The following is a 22,398-nucleotide window of genomic DNA, read 5'->3' on the forward strand; positions in this document are numbered from 1 at the left end:
AGACGACCATGCAGCACACCACCCACACGAATGCCGCGCCGGCGCAGGCGACCGGCACGGTCCGGCGCACGTCAGCGCGCTACAAGATTCTCGCGCTGCTCGCGATCGGCACGATGATCAACTATCTCGACCGTACCGTGCTGGGGGTGGCTGCGCCGCAGCTCACCAAGGAACTCGGCATCAACGCGGCCGTGATGGGCATCATGTTCTCCGCGTTCTCGTGGACGTACGTCGCGATGCAGGTGCCCGGCGGCCTGTTCCTCGACCGCTTCGGCAGCAAGATCACCTATTACTGGTCGATGACGCTGTGGTCGCTGTGCACGTTCCTGCAGGGCTTCGTGCCGGGCATCGCGACGCTGTTCGCATGCCGGCTCGGCCTCGGCGTGACAGAGGCGCCGTGCTTCCCGACCAACAGCCGCGTCGTCGCGACGTGGTTCCCGCAGAACGAACGCGCGATGGCGACCGGCACCTATACCGTCGGCGAGTACATCGGTCTCGCGTTCTTCAGCCCCGTGCTGTTCGCGCTGATGGGCGCGTTCGGCTGGCGCTCGCTGTTCTGGGTCGTCGGCGCGGTCGGCATCGCGTTCGGCCTGGTCTGGTGGAAGTTCTATCACGAGCCGCGCAACCATCCGGGCGCCAACTCGGAAGAGCTTGCGTATATCGAGGCGGGCGGCGGTCTCGTGCACGCTGCACGCAAGGACGGCGACAACGGCGGCAAGGGCGAGCAGAAGAAGTTCAGCTGGGCGATGGCCGGCCAGTTGCTGAAGAAGCGCCAGCTCGCGGGCATCTGCCTCGGCCAGTTCGCCGGCAACTCGACGCTCGTGTTCTTCCTGACCTGGTTCCCGACCTACCTCGCGACCGAGCGCCACATGGGCTGGCTGAAGATCGGCTTCTTCGCGGTGATGCCGTTCATCGCCGCGTCGGTCGGCGTGATGTTCGGCGGGATCTTCTCCGACTGGCTGCTGCGCCGCGGCAAGTCCGCGAACCTCGCACGCAAGCTGCCGATCATCGCGGGCCTGCTGCTCGCATCGACGATCATTCTCGCGAACTACGTGAAGAGCAATGAAGCCGTGATCGCGATCATGTCGGTTGCGTTCTTCGCGCAGGGGATGGCCGCACTCGGCTGGACGCTCGTGTCGGACATCGCGCCGGACGGGCTGCTCGGCGTGACGGGCGGCATCTTCAACTTCGCGGCGAACCTCGCGGGGATCGTCACGCCGCTGGTCGTCGGCTTCATCGTCGCGTCGACCGGGTCGTTCGTCGGCGCGCTCGTGTTCATCGGCGTGATCGCGCTGGTCGGTGCGCTGTCGTACATCTTCGTCGTCGGCGACATCAAGCGGATCGAGCTTTAAGCACCGGCTCCACGCACCTCGCGTGCGTTCGCCCGGCGGCCGGTTGGCCGCCGGGCTTTTTGTTGGTGCGCCGGCGGGTGTGCCGACTTGTGTCCCGGCTCGCGTGCCGCGTCAAGCGCGCTGCACGGCGATGCCGAGCGATTCGACCGCCTGCGCGATCGCCGCGACCGCGCGCCGGATATCGTCGGCATCGATCGCGCCGATGCAGCCGACGCGGAACGTCTCGAGCTGCGTGAGCTTGCCCGGATACAGGATGAAACCCGCGTCGCGCACCGCGTCGTAGAAGCGGCGGAAATCGTAGGCCGGATGGTCGGGCGCGTGGAACGTGACGATCACGGGCGCCTGCACGCTCGCGTCGAGGAATGGGACAAAGCCGAGCGCGCGCATCGATTCGACCAGCGTCCGGCAGTTCTCCGCATAGCGCGCGCCGCGCGCCGGCTGGCCGCCTTCGGCGAGATACTGGTCGAGCGCGGCGCGCAGCGCGGCGATCACGTGCGTCGGCGGCGTGAAGCGCCACTGACCCGTCTTGCGCAGGTACGCATATTGATCGTGGAGATCGAGCGCGAGCGACCGCGAGTTGCCTTCGCTTGCGTCGAGCGCGTCGCGCCGCACGATCGCGAAACCCATCCCCGGCACGCCTTCGAGGCATTTGCCGCTCGCCGAGATCAACGCGTCGATGCCGCTGTCCGCCAGCGCGATCGGCAGCGCGCCGAACGAACTCATTGCGTCGACGATCAGCCGCTTGTTGTGGCGTCGGCACACGGCCGCGATTGCGTCCAGCGGATTCAGGATGCCGGCGCTCGTTTCCAGGTGCACGAGCGCGACGTGCGTGATGCGCGGCTCGCGTGCGAACGCGGCCTCGACCGCTGCCGCGTCGACGGCCGCGTCCTCGCCGAACGGCAATGCGATCGCGTCGATGCCGATGCGGCCGAGGATCTTCAGGATGCGCGCGCAATACGCGCCGTTGTCGGGCACGAGCACGACGCCATCGCGCGGCACCAGCGTGCCGAGCGCGGCCTCGACCGAGAACGTGCCGCTGCCCTGCATCGGCACGCACACGTAGTCGTCACCGCCGCGCGCGATGGTGACGAGGTCCGCGCAGACGCTGGCCGTCAGTTGGTTGAAAGGGGCGTCCCACGACCCCCAGTCATGTTGCATTGCGTGGCGGGTTGTGGCGGACGTGGTGAGCGGGCCGGGCGTGAGCAGGATCGGATCGGGCATGGGTTTTCTCTAGCGAAGGTCGGACGAAACGCCGGGCGGCATTTCTGAATGACTTGCATGATAGTGGCAAAATGTGTCATTTTTTGGAAATTGTGGCACTCGTCATGGGTTTGTCATCGAACGCTGTGATCCTTCGGTTGCCGCGCGAAACCACCTTCAGCGCGGCAACGAGGCGGGCCGGCCAAGCGGTTCGCCCGGATCGATAACAGGCGCCGGATCGTGCCCCGGCCGTTTGGTGTTCCGCCTACGGAGAAGTGAGATGACACTGCAGAATTCCTCGCGCGCCGCTGCCGGCGCGTTCCGCAAGCTCGCGCTGGCCGCCTGCGCCGCCGGTCTGCTGCAAGGTGCCGCGATGCCGGCGCATGCGGCAAACGCGGTCGTGCTGTATACGGCGGACGGTCTCGAGAACCTCTATCGCGATGTACTGCCGGCCTTCGAGAAGAAGGAAGGCGTCAAGGTCAACATCGTGACGGCGGGTAGCGGCGAGGTCGTCAACCGCGCGAACATCGAGAAGAATTCCCCGAAGGCCGACGTGATCGTCACGCTGCCGCCGTTCATTCAGCAGGCCGGCCAGATGGGCCTGCTGCAGCCGTACCAGAGCGTGAACTACAAGAACGTGCCGGCCATCGCGAAGTCCGAGGACGGCATGTGGGCGACGTTCGTGAACAACTACTTCTCGTTCGCGATCAACCCGGACGTCGTGAAGAACCAGCCGAAGACGTTCGCCGACCTGCTGTCGCCGGCGTATGCCGGCAAGGTTGCGTACTCGAACCCGGCCACGGCCGGCGACGGGATGGCGGTGCTGATCCTGACGACCTCGCTGATGGGCGAGGACAAGGCGTTCGACTACCTCGCGAAGCTGTCGCAGAGCGTGAAGTTCCACACGAAGGGCACGGGCTACCTGAACGTGCTGCTGTCGCGTAACGAGATCAGCGTCGCGAACGGCGACCTGCAGATGGACCTCGACGACGCCGAACACGGCGCGCTGTCCGTCAAGCCGATCTTCCTGGCCGCGAAGGAAGGCGACCAGCCGACCACGTTCCAGCTCCCGTACGGCATCGGCCTGATCAAGAGCGGCCCGAACCAGGACGTCGGCAAGAAGCTGATCGACTACCTGATGTCGACGGAAGTGCAGTCGAAGGTGCCGGACATGTACGGCATCCCGGGCCGCACGGACGTGCCGCTGGCCGGCAAGAACGGCGACGCGGTCAAGAAGGCGATCGCGGGCGTGAAGCTGATCCCGGTCGACTGGACCCAGGTGATGGCGAAGAAGCCGGTGTGGATCGAGCGCTGGAAGAAGGACGTGATCGGCAGCTCGGGCAAGCAGCTCGACGTCGTCAAGCCGAAGTGATCGGCGCACGCCGCCTGTATTAGCGAGCAAGAGGACGAACCCGGTGGAAACCACCCTGACCCATCCCGGCGCATTCGGCGCCGCCGCACCGCACGCGACGCTGCGGTCCGGCGCGCCGGGCGGCGTGCAGGTCGAGCACCTGAGCGTGCGCTACGGCGCACGCACGGTGCTGGAAGATCTGTCGCTGTCGATCGGCGCCGGCGAATTTCTGACCGTGCTCGGCAAGAGCGGCTGCGGCAAGACCACGCTGCTGCGCTTCATCGCCGGGTTCGTGAAGGCCGACGGCCTGACCGGCACGCTGACCGTTGCCGGACGTGACCTGACCTATGCGCCGCCGCACAAGCGCAATCTCGGTCTGCTGTTCCAGAATTACGCGCTGTTCCCGCACCTGTCGGTGTTCGAGAACGTCGCATTCGGGCTGCGCGCGCGCAGCATGGCGTCGGCGGAAGTGACGCGACGCGTCGCCGACGCGCTGAAGCTCGTGCAGCTCGGCGATGCGGGCCACCACCTGCCCGCGCAACTGTCGGGCGGGATGCAGCAGCGCGTCGCGCTGGCCCGCGCGCTCGTGATCGAGCCGGACGTGCTGCTGCTCGACGAGCCGCTGTCGGCGCTCGACGCCAACCTGCGCGCGTCGGTGCGCAGCGAACTGAAGGCGCTGCACGAGCGCCTGCCGAACCTGACCGTCGTCTGCGTGACGCACGACCGCGACGACGCGCTCGTGCTGTCCGACCGCGCGCTGCTGATGCGCGACGGCCACATCGCGCAGCTCGGCACGCCGCAGCAGCTTTACGACGAGCCGCGGGACGGCTACGTCGCACGCTATCTCGGCCCGGCGAACCTGCTGCCGCCGCACGTGATCTTCCCGCTCGGCGATCCGCGCCACGACGTGCGCGGCAAGGTCGCGTGCGTGCGCCCCGAGCGCCTGACCGTGATGCCGCCCGCGGCGGGCGGCCTGCACGGCACGGTGTCGTCCGTCGAATGGCAGGGCGCGGACCTGTCGATCGCGGTCGTGATCGACGCGGCACCCGACGAACCCGTGCGCGTGACGATGCAACGCGGCCGCGGCGCGGCCCCCGAGCGCGGTGCGCGCGTTTCCCTGCATTGCGAGGCAGACGATGTCGTCCTTATCGAGCCCTGAAGCCGGCCTGCCGCCGCACGTGCTCGCGTCCGCCGCCGCGCACGCCGCCGTCGCGCGGCGCCGCAAGCGCATGGGCGACCTGCACCTGGCCGCGCTCGCAGCCGTCGTGCTGGGCCCGCTTGTCATCTATCCGTTGGTGCGGCTCGTGCTGCTGAGCGTATCGGGCGATCACGGGCTGAGCCTGGCCGCGTACCGGACCTTCTTCGGCAACCCCGACACGCGCAACGTGCTGCTGACGACGCTCGGCGTGCTGTTCGCGAGCGCCGGCACCGCGTCGGTGCTCGGCGTGCTGCTGGCCGCGCTGCTGTTCTTCAAGCCGTTTCCGGGCGCATCGCTCGTCACGCGCTTCCTGGAACTGTACGTCGCGTTTCCGTCGTTCCTCGTCGCGTTCACGCTGATCTTCCTGTACGGCTCGCAAGGGTCGATCAGCATCGCGCTGCAGCACCTGTTCCATCTCGAGAATCCGCCGCTCGATTTCCTGTTCGGCATCGGTGGCGTGATTCTCGCGCAGACCGTGTTCTATACGCCGTTCGTCGTGCGGCCGACGCTCGCATCGTTCGCGACGCTCGACCTGCGGCTGATCGAAGCCGCGCGCAGCCTCGGCGCGCCTGGCTGGATGCTCGCGCGCCGCGTCGTGCTGCCGATCGCGTGGCCGGGCATCGCCGCCGGCACCGTGCTGTGCTTCCTGCTGACGCTGAACGAATTCGGGATTTTGCTCGTGCTTGGCAGCGCGCGGCTCGTGACGCTGCCGGTCGCGATCTACAGCAGCGCGACCGTCGATCTCGACCTGCCGACCGCGTCGGCCGGCGCGGTCGTGATGCTCGCGCTGTCGCTGGCGTTGTACATGGTTTATCGCCGGGTGAACCGGCGCGCGACGGGAGGAAACGATGTCCGCTGAATTCCGTATCGGGCAGGGCGTGCCGCGTCACCAGATCGGCTGGAGCGACGCGCTGCTCAAGCATGCGTCTCGCGCGGCGCTCGCGCTGGCCGCATTCGCGTGCTTCTGGTTGTTCGTACTGCCCGTCATCGTCGTCGCGCTGTCGAGCGTGTCGACGCAATGGTCGGGCACGATCTTGCCGGCCGGCTACAGCCTGCGCTGGTTCGAGCGGCTCGGGTCGCCGGAATACGACGCGCTGCTGACGAGCCTCGAGATCGGCTTCGGCGTGGCGGCGATCGGCACGATCCTCGGGCTGTGGCTCGCGCTTGCGCTCGAAGGGCGCGACCGGCGCGGCCTCGGCGCGGTCGTCGACGCGCTCGTGATGGTGCCGAACGGTGTGCCGAGCGTCGTGCTCGGGCTCGCGGTGCTGATCGCGTATCACCAGAAGCCGCTCGACCTGTCGAGCTCGGCGGCGATCGTCGTGCTCGTGCAGCTCGCGCTGATTCTGCCGTTCTGCTATCGCTGCGCGGCCGCCGCGCTGCGTCCGGAACTGACCGTGCTGCGCGAAGCCGCGGCGAGCCTCGGTGCGCCGCCCGCGATGGTGCTGCGCCGCGTGCTGCTGCCGCAACTCGTGCCGGCGCTGCGCGCGAGCCTCGCACTCGGCTTCGCGCTGTCGCTCGGCGAGCTCGGCGCGACGCTGACGGTTTATCCGCCCGGCTTCGCGACCGTGCCGATCGTCGTGATCGGCCAGGTGGAGCGTGGTTATTACCTCCCGGCATCGGCGCTGTCGCTGCTGATGCTCGGTGCGTCGCTCGCGGCGCTGCTGCTGATCGCCGCGCGCGTGCCGCGCGGCACGCGCGCGGCATCATGAACGCCGCGTTCGCATTGCGCCATCCCGGTGAAGCGTCGGCGCCCGGCGCATCGCCGGATCTCGCGGGACGATCCGTCGACGTCAACGGCCGGCGCTACCGGCTGCCGGTCGAGCCGACCGTGGTCGTCTGCGTCGACGGCTGCGAGTACGACTATCTCGAACGCGCGGTGGAGGCGGGCGTCGCGCCGTTCATCGGCCGGATGATCGCGGAAGGTACGGCGTGGCGCGCCGATTGCGTCGTGCCGACCTTCACCAACCCGAACAACCTGTCGATCGTCTGCGGCGTGCCGCCGTCGGTCCACGGGATCTGCGGCAACTATTTCTGGGACGCGACCGCCGACGGCGGGCGCGGCGCCGAAGTGATGATGAACGACCCGGCCTATCTGCGGGCCGGCACGCTGCTCGCGGCGGTGTCCGACGACGGTGCACGGGTGGCCGTCGTGACGGCGAAGGACAAGCTGCGCCGGCTGCTCGGCTGGCAGATGAACGGCATCTGCTTTTCCGCCGAGAAGGCCGCGCAGGCGAATCTCGCGGAAAACGGCATCGTCGACGTGCTCGACTGGGTCGGCCTGCCGTCGCCGGATGTATACAGCGCGGCGTTGTCCGAATTCGTATTCGCGGCCGGCGTGCGGCTCGCGCAGACGCGCCAGGTCGACCTGATGTACCTGTCGACCACCGACTACGTGCAGCACAAGTGCGAGCCGGGCAGCGCCGGCGCGAACGCGTTCTACGCGATGATGGACGGCTACCTCGCGCAGCTCGACGCGCTCGGCTGGGCGATCGGGCTCACGGCCGACCACGGGATGAACGCGAAGCACGATCCCGCGACCGGTCGGCCGAACGTGATCTATCTGCAGGATGCGTTCGACGGCTGGTACGGCGCGCAGGCTGCGCGCGTGATCCTGCCGATTACCGATCCGTACGTCGTGCACCACGGCGCGCTGGGCTCGTTTGCGACCGTCTATCTCGCGCCGGGCGTCGACCGGGCCGAGGCGATGTGGCGCGTCGGCGGCCTCGACGGCGTCGAGCTCGTGCTCGACAACGCGGAAGCCGCCGCACGCTTCGAGCTGCCGGCCGACCGGATCGGCGATCTCGTCGTGATCGGCCGCCGCGACACGACGCTTGGTACGCGCGAGCGCGAACATGATCTGTCGGGCCTCACGGTGCCGCTGCGTTCGCATGGCGGTGTGTCGGAGCAGGAAGTGCCGCTGCTGTTCAATCGCCGTATCGAGCGGGACGATCCCGCGCGTCGCCCGCGCAACTTCGACGTGTTCGATTTCGTGCTGAACCGGATCGCGACATGATGGCTCACCCCCGGCAAGACCACCCCGAGTTTCGCGCCGAGGCGCTGCGCTGGTGCGGCACGCGCGCGACGCGCGAGCGCACCTTCGACATCGACGATCCTTATACGGGCGCCCGGGTCGGCACCGCGCCGCTCGCCAGTGTCGACGACGTGCGCGCCGCGTTCGATTATGCGATGGCCTACCGGCCGAAGCTCACGCGCTACGAGCGTTCGCAGATCCTCGAGCGCGCGGCCGCGCTGCTGCGCGAGCGCACCGAGGAAGCGTCCGACCTGATCACGCTCGAATCGGGGCTGTCGAAACGGGATTCCCGCTACGAGATCGGCCGCGTTGCCGACGTGCTGAAGTTCGCGGCGGTCGAGGCGCTGCGCGACGACGCGCAAAGTTTTTCGTGCGACCTGACGCCCCACGGCAAGGCTCGGCGCGTGTTCTCGCAGCGGCAGCCGCTCGACGGCGTGATCGTCGCGATCACGCCGTTCAATCATCCGATGAACCAGGTGGCGCACAAGATCGCGCCGGCGATCGCGACCAACAACCGCGTGATCGTGAAGCCGTCGGAGAAGGTGCCGCTGTCGGCGTTCTATCTGGCCGACCTGCTGGTCGAGGCCGGATTGCCGGAGCCGATGCTGCAGGTACTGACCGGCGATCCGCGCGAGATCGCGGACGAGCTTGTCACGCATCCGCATGCGTCGCTGATCACGTTTACCGGCGGCGTGGCGATCGGCAAGGCGATTGCTGCGCGGGCCGGCTACCGGCGCATCGTGCTGGAACTGGGCGGCAACGATCCGCTGATCGTCCTCGAAGACGCCGATCTCGAACGTGCGGCATCGCTGGCGGTGCTCGGCTCGTACCGGAATTCGGGCCAGCGCTGCACGGCCGTCAAGCGGATGCTGGTGCAGCGTTCGATCGCGCCCGCGTTCACCGAGTTGCTCGTCGAGAAGACGCGCGCGTGGAAGTACGGCGATCCGTTCGATCCCGCGAACGAAATGGGCACGGTGATCGACGAGGCGGCGGCGCGGCTGTTCGAGGCGCGGGTCGAAGAGGCGGTCGCGCGGGGCGCACGCCTGCTGACCGGCAACGTGCGGCGCGGCGCGCTTTACGCGCCGACCGTGCTCGACAACGTCGATCCGTCGATGACGATCGTGCGCGAGGAGACGTTCGGTCCCGTATCGCCCGTCATCACGTTCGACACGATCGACGACGCGATCCGGATCAGCAACGGGACGGCGTTCGGATTGTCGTCGGGTGTCTGCACCGACAGCACGGCTGCCGTCGTGCGGTTCGTGAACGAGTTGAACGTCGGCACCGTGAATGTATGGGAAGTGCCCGGATACCGGATCGAACTGTCGCCGTTCGGCGGGATCAAGGATTCGGGGCTCGGTTACAAGGAAGGCGTTCAGGAGGCGATGAAGAGCTTCACGAACCTGAAGACGTTTTCGCTGCCCTGGGAGTGAACGAATGGCATTGACGGTGGAAGAGATCCACGGGCTGTATCGCGAGCATGGCCATGTGGCTTATAGCGGTGAACCTGTCACGCAGCTCGAGCATGCGTTGCAAAGCGGATTGCTGGCGGAAGAGGCGGGCGCGGACGAAGCGCTGGTTGCGGCGGCGTTCCTGCACGATCTCGGGCATCTGCTGAATCGCCAGGGCGAGACGCCGAGCGCGCGCGGGATCGACGACCTGCATCAGTATTACGTGCTGCCGTTCGTGCGGCCGCTGTTTTCCGACGCGGTGCTGGAGCCGATCCGGCTGCACGTCGACGCGAAGCGCTGCCTGTGCCGCACGGACGCCGGCTACTTCAAGAGCCTGTCGCCGGACTCGGTGCGCAGCCTCGCGCTGCAGGGCGGCATCTTCAGTGAAGAGGAGACGGCGGCATTCCTGCAGCGCCCGTTCGCGGAGGACGCGCTGCGTCTGCGCCGCTGGGACGATACGGCGAAGGAAGAAGGAAAAACGACGCCGGATCTCGATCACTATATGGAGATCGTCGCGCGCCAGGTACGCGCGGCCTGACGGTTTGGCTGCTTCTATATAAGGCCCCGCACGCGGTAGCGTGCGGGGCCTTATATTTTTTGCGAAACCCCTTGCACGATTGCCGCGGGCTGCATAGAATCACGCCTCTTTCGCGCTCACGGAAACGCGGCGCGGGAGAGGGAAGCGGAGTCGGTGGTGTGCAGCAGGTTGGGCGCACGGCTGGCGACGGAAGATGGGCCCCGCAGTCGCAACGAAGTCGTTCAGAAAGTTGTTGACGCGCTGCGAAACACGGTTCATAATCTCGCTTCTCTGCTGCTGAAAACGCAGCGCTGCCGGGAAACGAAGCCAACGCCGAATTTCTCGCAGAACCGCTCTTTAAAAATTAACAGCCGATAAGTGTGGGCGCTTGATGGAAGCGAGCTGATCCTCGGATCAGATAGCGAAAGTATCAAGAGTCTCACACTAAAGTAAGTCAGGTTTATGAAGTGATTCATATACCTGTCAGCTTTGAGTGAGCGACCGGTTCGAAAGAACCGAAAACAGTAACAGGTTTAAACTGAAGAGTTTGATCCTGGCTCAGATTGAACGCTGGCGGCATGCCTTACACATGCAAGTCGAACGGCAGCACGGGTGCTTGCACCTGGTGGCGAGTGGCGAACGGGTGAGTAATACATCGGAACATGTCCTGTAGTGGGGGATAGCCCGGCGAAAGCCGGATTAATACCGCATACGATCTACGGATGAAAGCGGGGGACCTTCGGGCCTCGCGCTATAGGGTTGGCCGATGGCTGATTAGCTAGTTGGTGGGGTAAAGGCCTACCAAGGCGACGATCAGTAGCTGGTCTGAGAGGACGACCAGCCACACTGGGACTGAGACACGGCCCAGACTCCTACGGGAGGCAGCAGTGGGGAATTTTGGACAATGGGCGAAAGCCTGATCCAGCAATGCCGCGTGTGTGAAGAAGGCCTTCGGGTTGTAAAGCACTTTTGTCCGGAAAGAAATCCTTGGTTCTAATACAGCCGGGGGATGACGGTACCGGAAGAATAAGCACCGGCTAACTACGTGCCAGCAGCCGCGGTAATACGTAGGGTGCGAGCGTTAATCGGAATTACTGGGCGTAAAGCGTGCGCAGGCGGTTTGCTAAGACCGATGTGAAATCCCCGGGCTCAACCTGGGAACTGCATTGGTGACTGGCAGGCTAGAGTATGGCAGAGGGGGGTAGAATTCCACGTGTAGCAGTGAAATGCGTAGAGATGTGGAGGAATACCGATGGCGAAGGCAGCCCCCTGGGCCAATACTGACGCTCATGCACGAAAGCGTGGGGAGCAAACAGGATTAGATACCCTGGTAGTCCACGCCCTAAACGATGTCAACTAGTTGTTGGGGATTCATTTCCTTAGTAACGTAGCTAACGCGTGAAGTTGACCGCCTGGGGAGTACGGTCGCAAGATTAAAACTCAAAGGAATTGACGGGGACCCGCACAAGCGGTGGATGATGTGGATTAATTCGATGCAACGCGAAAAACCTTACCTACCCTTGACATGGTCGGAATCCTGCTGAGAGGCGGGAGTGCTCGAAAGAGAACCGATACACAGGTGCTGCATGGCTGTCGTCAGCTCGTGTCGTGAGATGTTGGGTTAAGTCCCGCAACGAGCGCAACCCTTGTCCTTAGTTGCTACGCAAGAGCACTCTAAGGAGACTGCCGGTGACAAACCGGAGGAAGGTGGGGATGACGTCAAGTCCTCATGGCCCTTATGGGTAGGGCTTCACACGTCATACAATGGTCGGAACAGAGGGTTGCCAACCCGCGAGGGGGAGCTAATCCCAGAAAACCGATCGTAGTCCGGATTGCACTCTGCAACTCGAGTGCATGAAGCTGGAATCGCTAGTAATCGCGGATCAGCATGCCGCGGTGAATACGTTCCCGGGTCTTGTACACACCGCCCGTCACACCATGGGAGTGGGTTTTACCAGAAGTGGCTAGTCTAACCGCAAGGAGGACGGTCACCACGGTAGGATTCATGACTGGGGTGAAGTCGTAACAAGGTAGCCGTATCGGAAGGTGCGGCTGGATCACCTCCTTTCCAGAGCTATCTCGCAAAGTTGAGCGCTCACGCTTATCGGCTGTAAATTAAAGACAGACTCAGGGGTCTGTAGCTCAGTCGGTTAGAGCACCGTCTTGATAAGGCGGGGGTCGTTGGTTCGAATCCAACCAGACCCACCATTGTCTGGCGGTATGTGGGTACCTGAGGTCTCTGTACATGGGGGCATAGCTCAGCTGGGAGAGCACCTGCTTTGCAAGCAGGGGGTCGTCGGTTCGATCCCGTCTGCCTCCACCAATCTTCAATGGGAAGCGTTTGGATCACACGAAAGTGACGTGTGAGACGAGCATTTGCCATTGGCGATTGAGCCAGTCAGAGTGATATGAGTAACACCATATCGGCTGTCGTTCTTTAACAATCTGGAAGAAGCAAGTAATTTGGATAGCGGAAGCGTCTATGAGATGGACGTGAAAACTATCCGGGTTGTGATTGTATCGATGTATCTCAAGATGATTCGAACTTCATGTTCGACTCGATTTTGGAATACGGCACAACGCGAGAACTCAACCTGTAACGAGACAGACTCGTTATAGGGTCAAGCGAACAAGTGCATGTGGTGGATGCCTTGGCGATCACAGGCGATGAAGGACGCGGTAGCCTGCGAAAAGCTACGGGGAGCTGGCAAACGAGCTTTGATCCGTAGATGTCCGAATGGGGAAACCCGGCCCTTTTGGGTCATCCTGGACTGAATACATAGGTCCAGTGAAGCGAACGCGGTGAACTGAAACATCTAAGTAACCGCAGGAAAAGAAATCAACCGAGATTCCCAAAGTAGTGGCGAGCGAAATGGGATGAGCCTTGTACTCTTTATTTGTATTGTTAGCCGAACGCTCTGGAAAGTGCGGCCATAGCAGGTGATAGCCCTGTAGGCGAAAACAGTATGAAAGAACTAAGTGTACGACAAGTAGGGCGGGACACGTGAAATCCTGTCTGAAGATGGGGGGACCATCCTCCAAGGCTAAATACTCGTGATCGACCGATAGTGAACCAGTACCGTGAGGGAAAGGCGAAAAGAACCCCGGGAGGGGAGTGAAATAGATCCTGAAACCGCATGCATACAAACAGTCGGAGCCTCGCAAGGGGTGACGGCGTACCTTTTGTATAATGGGTCAGCGACTTACGTTCAGTAGCAAGCTTAACCGTATAGGGCAGGCGTAGCGAAAGCGAGTCCGAATAGGGCGTTCAGTTGCTGGGCGTAGACCCGAAACCAAGTGATCTATCCATGGCCAGGATGAAGGTGCGGTAACACGTACTGGAGGTCCGAACCCACTAACGTTGAAAAGTTAGGGGATGAGCTGTGGATAGGGGTGAAAGGCTAAACAAACTTGGAAATAGCTGGTTCTCTCCGAAAACTATTTAGGTAGTGCCTCGTGTCTCACCTTCGGGGGTAGAGCACTGTCATGGTTGGGGGGTCTATTGCAGATTACCCCGCCATAGCAAACTCCGAATACCGAAGAGTGCAATCACGGGAGACAGACATCGGGTGCTAACGTCCGGTGTCAAGAGGGAAACAACCCAGACCGCCAGCTAAGGTCCCCAAATATAGCTAAGTGGGAAACGAAGTGGGAAGGCTAAAACAGTCAGGAGGTTGGCTTAGAAGCAGCCACCCTTTAAAGAAAGCGTAATAGCTCACTGATCGAGTCGTCCTGCGCGGAAGATGTAACGGGGCTAAGCTATATACCGAAGCTGCGGATGCGAGCTATGCTCGCATGGTAGGAGAGCGTTCCGTAAGCCTGCGAAGGTGCGTTGAAAAGCGTGCTGGAGGTATCGGAAGTGCGAATGCTGACATGAGTAGCGATAAAGGGGGTGAAAGGCCCCCTCGCCGTAAGCCCAAGGTTTCCTACGCAACGTTCATCGGCGTAGGGTGAGTCGGCCCCTAAGGCGAGGCAGAAATGCGTAGCTGATGGGAAGCAGGTCAATATTCCTGCACCATTGTTAGATGCGATGGGGGGACGGATCGCGGAAGGTTGTCCGGGTGTTGGAAGTCCCGGTCGCTGCATTGGAGAAGGCGCTTAGGCAAATCCGGGCGCGGAATTCAAGGGTGTGGCGCGAGCTCCTTAGGGAGCGAAGCAATTGGAAGTGGTTCCAAGAAAAGCCTCTAAGCTTCAGTCTAACGATGACCGTACCGCAAACCGACACAGGTGGGCGAGATGAGTATTCTAAGGCGCTTGAGAGAACTCGGGAGAAGGAACTCGGCAAATTGGTACCGTAACTTCGGGATAAGGTACGCCCTTGTAGCTTGATGCCCCTGCGGGCAAAGGGTGAAGGGGTTGCAATAAACTGGTGGCTGCGACTGTTTAATAAAAACACAGCACTCTGCAAACACGAAAGTGGACGTATAGGGTGTGACGCCTGCCCGGTGCCGGAAGATTAAATGATGGGGTGCAAGCTCTTGATTGAAGTCCCGGTAAACGGCGGCCGTAACTATAACGGTCCTAAGGTAGCGAAATTCCTTGTCGGGTAAGTTCCGACCTGCACGAATGGCGTAACGATGGCCACACTGTCTCCTCCCGAGACTCAGCGAAGTTGAAGTGTTTGTGATGATGCAATCTACCCGCGGCTAGACGGAAAGACCCCATGAACCTTTACTGTAGCTTTGCATTGGACTTTGAACCGATCTGTGTAGGATAGGTGGGAGGCTATGAAACCGGAACGCTAGTTTCGGTGGAGCCGTCCTTGAAATACCACCCTGGTTTGTTTGAGGTTCTAACCTTGGCCCGTGATCCGGGTCGGGGACAGTGCATGGTAGGCAGTTTGACTGGGGCGGTCTCCTCCCAAAGCGTAACGGAGGAGTACGAAGGTACGCTAGGTACGGTCGGAAATCGTGCTGATAGTGCAATGGCATAAGCGTGCTTAACTGCGAGACCGACAAGTCGAGCAGGTGCGAAAGCAGGTCATAGTGATCCGGTGGTTCTGTATGGAAGGGCCATCGCTCAACGGATAAAAGGTACTCTGGGGATAACAGGCTGATACCGCCCAAGAGTTCATATCGACGGCGGTGTTTGGCACCTCGATGTCGGCTCATCTCATCCTGGGGCTGTAGCCGGTCCCAAGGGTATGGCTGTTCGCCATTTAAAGAGGTACGTGAGCTGGGTTTAAAACGTCGTGAGACAGTTTGGTCCCTATCTGCCGTGGGCGTTGGATATTTGAAGGGGGCTGCTCCTAGTACGAGAGGACCGGAGTGGACGAACCTCTGGTGTACCGGTTGTCACGCCAGTGGCATCGCCGGGTAGCTATGTTCGGAAGAGATAACCGCTGAAAGCATCTAAGCGGGAAACTCGCCTTAAGATGAGATATCCCTGGGGACTAGATCCCCTTGAAGGGTCGTTCGAGACCAGGACGTTGATAGGTCAGGTGTGTAAGCGCAGTAATGCGTTCAGCTAACTGATACTAATTGCCCGTAAGGCTTGATCCTATAACAAGTCTGCCTTGTAGATGAGCGCCGTGCGATGCACGTGCTGCCATCCGAGAGAGACGGGTTGGATTCTCGTGTGTGATACACACAACCCAAGATTACTGCTTCTTCCCGATTGGTCGCGCTGCGAAGCCGCGCGACACCCCTCTTTGCCTGATGACCATAGCGAGTCGGTCCCACCCCTTCCCATCCCGAACAGGACCGTGAAACGACTCTACGCCGATGATAGTGCGGATTCCCGTGTGAAAGTAGGTAATCGTCAGGCTCCCTAAGCCAGAAACCCCCGCCCGTAAAGGCGGGGGTTTTTGCATTGGCGCGGCCAAATTGCAGGCCGGCCGAGCAAGGGGCAGCGTGGTCGGAGCGGGGTCCCGCAGGCGTCGATTTGGACCGCTACCGTTCCCGGGCAGATCCGCAATTCTGCGCTGCTGAAATCTTCAGATGCCTTCCTCTATGCATCGCATCGATGCACCTCCAGCCGGCGCTTTGCGCATGTCGATACGCCCAAAGATGATGTGTAATGGCTTCTGATGGGCGACGTTCGTCGACAATGTTCGATAAATGGCGCGCTTGTGCGAAAGGCATCCAGCCTTACCTCCCGTCCTTCCACGCTTCGCCTCAACCTGTTCGAGAACGTCATTCGGCGAACGCAGCACGAAACCGTCCCCGAAATCTATGCGCATAAAGTGCATTCGCTCGACATGAGCTGGCAAAGCGGAGACCAAGCCCTTCAGGGTAATATCGCCATTCGTCCCGATCCCCGGCGCTTGTCTGCATCCGCTGGCGGTCGGTGTCTTCTGCATTCCGTCTCCTGCACCGTTCATGATTGACAGCCCTGCCCAAGGTGGTCGGACGACCGACTTCTTGCCGTATCTCGTCGCCGCAACGTTCTTCATGGAGTACCTCGACACGACCGTGATCGCGACCGCGCTGCCGCAAATGGCACACTCGTTCGGCGTCGGGCCGAACGCGCTGAGCCTCGGGATGACGGCCTACATGCTTGCGCTCGCGGTGTTCATCCCGATCAGCGGCTGGATCGCGGACCGGTATGGATCGCGCACGGTGTTCGCCAGTGCGATCGTCGTCTTTACCGGTGCGTCGGTGCTGTGCGGGCTATCCAATGGCGTGGCGACGTTCACGGCTGCGCGGCTGCTGCAGGGTGTCGGCGGGGCGATGATGGTGCCGGTCGGACGGATGATCGTCGTGCGGAGCACCGAGAAGGCAAGGCTGATGCGCGCGATCGCGACGATCACGTGGCCGGGCATCGTCGCGCCTGTCGTCGGGCCGCCGATCGGTGGCTTCATCACGACCTATGCGTCCTGGCGATGGATCTTCCTGTTGAACGTCCCGTTCGGCATCGCCGCGCTCGTCTGTACCTGGCTGATCGTCCGGAACACGCGGGCCGACGAGCAACGGCCGCTCGACTGGGTCGGCTTCGTGCTGGCCGGTGGAGCACTGACCTGTCTGTTGATCGGCACCGAGGCGGCTGGCCAGCAGGATGTCCACTTCACGCGTGCGGCCGTCCTGGTGGGTGCGAGCGTGTCGTTCGGCATCGCAGCGTGGTTGCATGCGCGACGTTGCGCGCATCCGCTGCTCGATTTCACGACGCTGAAGGTGCCGACGTTCTCGGTGACGGTGATCACCGGCTCGATCACGAGGATGGCGATCAACGCCGTGCCGTACCTGTTGCCGCTGCTGTTCCAGATCGGCTTCGGGCTGTCGCCGTTCCAGTCCGGCCTGCTGCTGCTGGCGAGCGCGCTCGGCAATCTCGGCATGAAAGCGGGAACGTCGTGGATCCTCGACCGCTACGGTTTCCGGCGCGTCGCGCTCGTCGATGTGACGATCGTCGGCATCTTCACGATCGCGTGCGGCTGGCTCACCGCATCGACGCCGCTGACGATCACGCTGTTCGTCGTATTCGTCTACGGGCTTACGCGGTCGATGCAGTTCACGACGCTCGCGACGCTGGCCTACGCGGATATCCCGGCCCAGCAGACGAGCGCGGCCAGCACGCTGTGGAGCGCCGCACAGCAGATGACGATCGGGATGGGGATCGCGTTCGGCGCGTTGTCGCTGCGGCTCGCGGCGTTGGTGCGCGGCGATGCGGCCGGTATGCACTACGTGCTCGACGATTTCCGCTGGGCGTTCTTCGCGGCGGGCGTGCTCGCACTGCTGACGTTGCCGGGCTACGCGCGATTGGCTTCCGATGCAGGCGACCGGCTGCGGGCGAATGTGGCGCGAGGGTAGGCCGGACCGCTGATCGTTCTTGTGTGGCGACAGGTGAGTGCTTTTACTTCCAGTCGCTCACTTGAAACGTCGATCCATCATGGCTGTGATGGCCTGACGGGTAGCGAAATCCACCATCTGTCACAGTGGACGAGTGAGCAGATCGCAGGGCGATGTCCGGTCGCAACGAACTGTGCGTGATGACGCGCGAATGGCGCGACAGCCGCATGGCGTTTCCTGCGCGAATCCATCGGCGCGACAAGTCGCACGACCGTATCGTGTTCGTCCGGATTACCGTTACTGCGCGTCATGGAAGATGATGCCGACCGTGTGGCGGTGTCCGCTTCTGATCCGGCTCACGCCATGGCGCAGGTTGACGCGATAGACGCCGCGCGTTCCCTGCACGGGTCTGCCGTGCACGGCGAAGATCACCGCGTCGCCTTGCGTCAGTGGCACCACTTCCGCACGGGACTGCATGCGTGGCCGCTGTTCCGTCAACACGAACTCCCCTCCGGTGAAATCGCGGCCCGGCGCCGACAGCAGGATCGCAACTTGCAGCGGAAACACGTGCTCGCCATACAAATCCTGATGGAGGCAGTTGTAGTCGTCGGCACCGTATTGCAGGATCAGTGGCGTCGGCCGTGCCTGTCCCGCCGCGTGGCAGCGCTCGAGGAAGGTCGCATGGTCTTTCGGATAGCGGACGTCGATCCCGAGTGCCTGGTTCCAGCGATTCGCGATCGGTGCGAGATGCGGGTAGATCGCCGTACGCAACTCAGCGACGATCGCGGGCAGCGGGTACGCGAAATACTTGTATTCGCCGCGCCCGAATCCGTGTCGTGCCATCACGACGCGTGAACGATAGAGCGCGTCCCGCGGATAGAGCGATGCGAGCGCATCGCACTCGCTTGTCGAGATCAGGCCCGGCACGCGTGCGCATCCGTAGCGATCGAGTTCGGCATCGACGGTCGACCAGTCGACCGTGTCGACGCGTTGCGCGATGTCCAGCGATTCGACGGCAGGTTGCAGATCGGCAATGTTCACGGGCGGGCCTCGTTCGTCGGCAGTGTGGCACCGTGCGGTCGCGCGGAATGCTCGGGAAGCGTCGCGCGCACGGTTGAATCCACGGTGAAAGTTGATGAACCCAGTCTAGCGACGTCCAGGCGCCGGCGCGCTCCAGATCTTGCGCTCCAATTCGGAAAAGGAAGAAGGGAAAGCCCGCGACGTCGCATGGACGCACCGAATGCGTCGACGTGTCGGAGCGGAGAAGTGGAGAAGTGGAGAAGTGGAGAAGCGAGGGTTGAATCTTCTACAGCAGGCGGCCGGCTTCCGCCGGCCACCCACCGTTTCCCGTTCAGCCCAGCGACCGGAACAACCAGTAGAGCCCGCCGGCAAGCGCGATCGACGCCGGCAGCGTCAGCACCCACGCGAGCACGAGGCTGCGGACCGTGCTCCATTGCAACCCGGACCCGTTCGCCGCCATCGTGCCTGCGACGCCCGACGACAGCACGTGTGTTGTCGACACGGGCAGCCCGTACACGTCGGCGGCGCCGATCGTCAGCATCGCGACGAGTTCGGCCGATGCGCCCTGTCCGTAGGTCAAATGCTGCTTGCCGATTTTCTCGCCGACGGTCACGACGATCCGCTTCCAGCCGACCATCGTGCCGAGGCCCAGCGCGATCGCGACGGCAACCTTCACCCACGTCGGAATGAACTTCGTCGCGTGATCGAGCTGCTTGCGATAGTTGTCGATCGCGAGCTTGTCGTCGGCGGCGAACGCGGGCTGACCCGACTTCTCGATCAGGCGAATGGCTTCGGACACCAGATACATCGTGTTGCGCACGTTGTCGACGTCGCGCTGCGGCACGGCCGCCATCGAGCCCGACGCGCCGACCGCGGTCGCGAGCGACGTGGACAACTGCTGTACGGCCGGCAGCACGGCGGGCGTCAGTTCACGACGCTGCACGTAGTGTTCGACGTCGGCGCGCGGGTTCGCGGACGGCGCAACGCCGTTCGTGTACTTTCCGAACGTCGCGGCCGCCTGGTTCGCGACCGCAACGAAGGTCTGCGATTCGGCCGGCGTGACGGCCTTGTTCAGCGCATACGCGGTCGGTACCGTGCCGATCAGGATCAGCATGATGAGGCCCATCCCTTTCTGCCCGTCGTTCGAACCGTGCGCGAACGACACGCCCGTGCAGGTCAGGATCAGCAGGCAGCGGATCCAGAACGGCGGCGGCTGGTCCTTCGGCGGCGCCTTGTACAGCTCGGGAATCCGCACGACGGCCTTCAGCACGAGCAGCAGCAGCGACGCGCACAGGAAGCCGACGATCGGCGAGAACAGCAGCGACTTGCCGACGCCGAGCGCCTGGCCCCAGTCGACGCCGCTCGTGCCCGACGGCCCGTGCATCAACTGGTTCATCAACCCGACGCCGATGATCGACCCGATCAGCGTATGCGAGCTCGACGACGGCAACCCGAAATACCACGTCGCGAGGTTCCACACGATCGCGGCGATCAGCAGCGCGAACACCATCGCGAAGCCCGCGCCACTGCCGACCTGCAGGATCAGCTCGACCGGCAGCAATTGCAGGATGCCGAACGCGACGGCGCCGCTCGAGACCATCACGCCGAGGAAGTTCCACATGCCGGACCAGATCACCGCGACGTTCGGCGTCAGCGAGTGCGTATAGATCACGGTGGCGACCGCGTTCGCGGTGTCGTGGAAACCGTTGACGAATTCGAAGCCGAGCGCGATCAGCAGCGCAGCGCCGAGCATCACGTACGGGAACAGCGACCCTTCGCGGACCGGCGACAGATCGTCGATCAGGTGCGTGGCGATATAGACGGCGCCGATCGCGAGCACCAGCAGGAAGACGGCATAGCCGGCCTGCCGGGTGCGCTCGACGGAGCCCGGATTGTTCGAGGCGGACGAAGCAGGTTGATTCATGACGGTATCTCGCAATGGAATCGCGTCTGATCCTAGCTTCGGCCAGTAGTCAGTTTGATGACAGTCGGGACGACCAACGGTGTCTCTTGCAGAGACGTAAGGCGAGTGTCGACGAGCGACTGCGACGAGACACGTCGGCCCGTATCGCGGTCCACATAGTGAGCACAACACAGCAGGGGCCTACGCGTCAGTGTTGCGCCGATCATCGTCCGCGATCAACGTCCAGCCGTGCGACGATGCAACGAACGTCGTGCACGACAGCGGCGCGACGTCGATGCGAGTTGCAGCCCTGGAATCCATCCGCAGCCCATGCGCGACGGCCGCGCGAACGATCGCCGCATGCGTGATCGCGACGATGTCGCGGCCGTGCTGCAGCGCGTTCAACCATGCGCCGACGCGCCGCGTGGCTGCGTCGAACGATTCGCCGCCGTGCAGCTCGGGCTGCCGTCGATCAACGAAGTGCCGGCCGCTTTCCCGGCCGCCGTGCTGTGGAAGTTCCGCGTCGCGGCCATCGGCATGCAGGTGATCATGTGGACGACGATCGGCCTGCGGTTCGGCGCATGGGTCGAGCGCGGCGAACGCATCGGCATGCGCGCCGCCCGACGCGTATTGCAAGCGAGCGCGCCTAGCGCAGCATGCGCGGCGCGCTCCACGTCGATTCGCGCGCAAGCGCGACGAACGCGGCAAGGTAGTCGATCGACGCGTCCGCTTCGCGGATGCCGAGGAAGATCTGCTTCGCGATCCCCTTCTTGCCGAGCTTGACCGGCACGACGGGCATCCGGTCCGCGTATTCATCGGCAAGCCATCTCGGCAGCGCGGCCACGCCGCGCCCGCTTGCGACCATCTGCAGCATGATGTCGGTCGTCTCGATCGACTTGTGCCGTCTCGGCACGATGCCGGCCGGCGTCAGGAACTGGTTGTAGATGTCGAGCCGGTCGGTCTCGACCGGGTAGGTGATCAGGATCTCGTCGGTCAGTTGTTCGGGCGTCACGTAGTCGGCGTTCGCGAACCGGTGCGAGTCGGCGACCACCAGCACCTGCTCGTAGTCGAACACGGGATCGAAGCGCAGGCCCGGCTTGTTCAGCGGATCGGGCGTGACGAGCACGTCGATGTCATAGCCGAACAGCGCGCCGATGCCGCCGAACTGGAAGCGCTGCTTCACGTCCACGTCGACGTCGGGCCAGCGCGACAGGTACGGCGACACGACCTTCAGCAGCCACTGGTAGCACGGGTGGCACTCCATCCCGATGCGCAGCGTGCCGCGCTCGCCCTTCGCGTACTGTTTCATCCGCTCCTCGGCGAGCTCGAACTGCGGCAGCAGCCGGTTCGCCAGCTTCAGCAGATATTGCCCGCCCTGCGTGAGCCGCAGGCCGCGGCCTTCCCGATCCCAGATCGGCGTGCCGAGCTGCTGCTCGATTTTCCGGACGGTATGGCTGAGTGCCGATTGCGTGAGGTGCAACGCATTGGCGGCCGCGGTCAGCGAGCCCTGGCGCTCGACTTCACGTATGACGACGAGATGGAATCGTTCCAGCATGGATATCGCTCGCGCAACAGATACATGAACAGATTTAATGGATGAATGAAATAATGCCATTTTATTTCATGGTTTGAAATCCCTATCATGGCTGCC

14 protein-coding genes, 2 tRNA genes, 3 rRNA genes and 2 pseudogenes are annotated in these 22,398 nt (G+C 63.1%); 15 read left to right on the forward strand and 6 right to left on the reverse strand.

The genetic code is table 11. The features are described from left to right. Positions 1–8: 8 nt before the first annotated feature. Complete coding sequence (locus tag JYG32_RS29670; RefSeq protein WP_213265972.1) at positions 9–1,352, forward strand: MFS transporter; 1,344 nt, start codon at positions 9–11, stop codon at positions 1,350–1,352. A gap of 111 nt (positions 1,353–1,463) precedes the next feature. On the opposite strand, the gene JYG32_RS29675 is transcribed toward JYG32_RS29670, so the two are convergent. After that, positions 1,464–2,573, reverse strand: coding sequence for a 2-aminoethylphosphonate--pyruvate transaminase (locus tag JYG32_RS29675; RefSeq protein ID WP_213265973.1), 1,110 nt, complete (start codon positions 2,571–2,573; stop codon positions 1,464–1,466). Between the two features lie 259 nt (positions 2,574–2,832). Here JYG32_RS29675 and phnS point away from each other — a divergent pair, with 259 nt between their 5' ends. The 12 genes from phnS (at position 2,833) to rrf (ending at position 15,866) form a co-directional block, all read left to right on the forward strand. After that, the gene (gene phnS / locus JYG32_RS29680) at positions 2,833–3,924 is read left to right on the forward strand and encodes a 2-aminoethylphosphonate ABC transporter substrate-binding protein (protein ID WP_213265974.1); all 1,092 of its coding nucleotides are present in this window, start codon (positions 2,833–2,835) and stop codon (positions 3,922–3,924) included. 43 nt (positions 3,925–3,967) lie between these two features. Then, positions 3,968–5,062 (forward strand): 2-aminoethylphosphonate ABC transport system ATP-binding subunit PhnT, encoded by a 1,095-nt coding sequence (phnT, locus tag JYG32_RS29685; RefSeq protein ID WP_213265975.1) that lies wholly within the window; start codon positions 3,968–3,970, stop codon positions 5,060–5,062. Then, positions 5,040–5,960: a 2-aminoethylphosphonate ABC transporter permease subunit gene (gene phnU, locus JYG32_RS29690; protein ID WP_174382656.1), complete on the forward strand. Its 921-nt coding sequence runs from the start codon at positions 5,040–5,042 to the stop codon at positions 5,958–5,960. Before phnT ends, phnU begins: the two co-directional genes overlap by 23 nt. Continuing rightward, positions 5,950–6,810, forward strand: a complete 861-nt coding sequence (gene phnV, locus JYG32_RS29695) for a 2-aminoethylphosphonate ABC transport system, membrane component PhnV (RefSeq protein ID WP_213265976.1) — start codon at positions 5,950–5,952, stop codon at positions 6,808–6,810. The genes phnU and phnV overlap by 11 nt, the downstream gene beginning before the upstream one ends. Beyond that, positions 6,807–8,114, forward strand: coding sequence for a phosphonoacetate hydrolase (phnA, locus tag JYG32_RS29700; RefSeq protein ID WP_213265977.1), 1,308 nt, complete (start codon positions 6,807–6,809; stop codon positions 8,112–8,114). The genes phnV and phnA overlap by 4 nt, the downstream gene beginning before the upstream one ends. After that, positions 8,111–9,565, forward strand: coding sequence for a phosphonoacetaldehyde dehydrogenase (gene phnY / locus JYG32_RS29705; RefSeq protein ID WP_213265978.1), 1,455 nt, complete (start codon positions 8,111–8,113; stop codon positions 9,563–9,565). The genes phnA and phnY overlap by 4 nt, the downstream gene beginning before the upstream one ends. 4 nt (positions 9,566–9,569) lie before the next feature. Then, positions 9,570–10,121, forward strand: a complete 552-nt coding sequence (locus JYG32_RS29710; protein ID WP_213265979.1) for a phosphonate degradation HD-domain oxygenase — start codon at positions 9,570–9,572, stop codon at positions 10,119–10,121. 514 nt (positions 10,122–10,635) lie between these two features. After that, positions 10,636–12,168: ribosomal RNA gene (locus JYG32_RS29715) — 16S ribosomal RNA — on the forward strand. Positions 12,169–12,231: 63 nt separating this feature from the next. Further along, positions 12,232–12,308, forward strand: a tRNA-Ile gene (locus JYG32_RS29720). Between the two features lie 39 nt (positions 12,309–12,347). Next, positions 12,348–12,423, forward strand: a tRNA-Ala gene (locus JYG32_RS29725). Between the two features lie 296 nt (positions 12,424–12,719). After that, positions 12,720–15,601 (forward strand): 23S ribosomal RNA (locus JYG32_RS29730). Between the two features lie 152 nt (positions 15,602–15,753). Further along, positions 15,754–15,866 (forward strand): 5S ribosomal RNA (gene rrf, locus JYG32_RS29735). The 16S, 23S and 5S rRNA genes sit together here with 2 tRNA genes alongside, the layout of an rRNA operon. Positions 15,867–16,035: 169 nt before the next feature. Here the strand turns inward: rrf and JYG32_RS29740 are convergent. After that, the gene (locus JYG32_RS29740; protein ID WP_213265980.1) at positions 16,036–16,401 is read right to left on the reverse strand and encodes a hypothetical protein; all 366 of its coding nucleotides are present in this window, start codon (positions 16,399–16,401) and stop codon (positions 16,036–16,038) included. 19 nt (positions 16,402–16,420) lie between these two features. On the opposite strand from JYG32_RS29740, the gene JYG32_RS29745 reads away from it, so the two are divergent. After that, the gene (locus JYG32_RS29745) at positions 16,421–17,845 is read left to right on the forward strand and encodes a DHA2 family efflux MFS transporter permease subunit (protein WP_213265981.1); all 1,425 of its coding nucleotides are present in this window, start codon (positions 16,421–16,423) and stop codon (positions 17,843–17,845) included. A gap of 276 nt (positions 17,846–18,121) precedes the next feature. On the opposite strand, the gene JYG32_RS29750 is transcribed toward JYG32_RS29745, so the two are convergent. The 3 genes and pseudogenes from JYG32_RS29750 to JYG32_RS29760 form a co-directional block, all read right to left on the reverse strand. Next, the gene (locus JYG32_RS29750) at positions 18,122–18,865 is read right to left on the reverse strand and encodes a 2OG-Fe(II) oxygenase (protein WP_213265982.1); all 744 of its coding nucleotides are present in this window, start codon (positions 18,863–18,865) and stop codon (positions 18,122–18,124) included. Positions 18,866–19,175: 310 nt separating this feature from the next. Further along, entirely contained in the window at positions 19,176–20,768 is a 1,593-nt protein-coding gene (locus tag JYG32_RS29755) for an inorganic phosphate transporter (protein ID WP_213265983.1), read from the reverse strand. A gap of 180 nt (positions 20,769–20,948) precedes the next feature. Continuing rightward, a pseudogene (locus JYG32_RS29760) lies at positions 20,949–21,218 on the reverse strand (histidine phosphatase family protein); the annotation flags it as partial. Here JYG32_RS29760 and JYG32_RS29765 point away from each other — a divergent pair. After that, a pseudogene (locus tag JYG32_RS29765) lies at positions 21,192–21,368 on the forward strand (CbtA family protein); the annotation flags it as partial. The pseudogenes JYG32_RS29760 and JYG32_RS29765 overlap by 27 nt on opposite strands. Positions 21,369–21,393: 25 nt before the next feature. Here JYG32_RS29765 and JYG32_RS29770 read toward each other — a convergent pair. Then, positions 21,394–22,302 (reverse strand): LysR family transcriptional regulator, encoded by a 909-nt coding sequence (locus JYG32_RS29770; RefSeq protein ID WP_085042537.1) that lies wholly within the window; start codon positions 22,300–22,302, stop codon positions 21,394–21,396. Positions 22,303–22,398 lie beyond the last annotated feature (96 nt).

Origin of the sequence: Burkholderia pyrrocinia (genome assembly GCF_018417535.1) — a bacterium.
Classification (GTDB): Bacteria; Pseudomonadota; Gammaproteobacteria; order Burkholderiales; family Burkholderiaceae; genus Burkholderia; species Burkholderia pyrrocinia_E.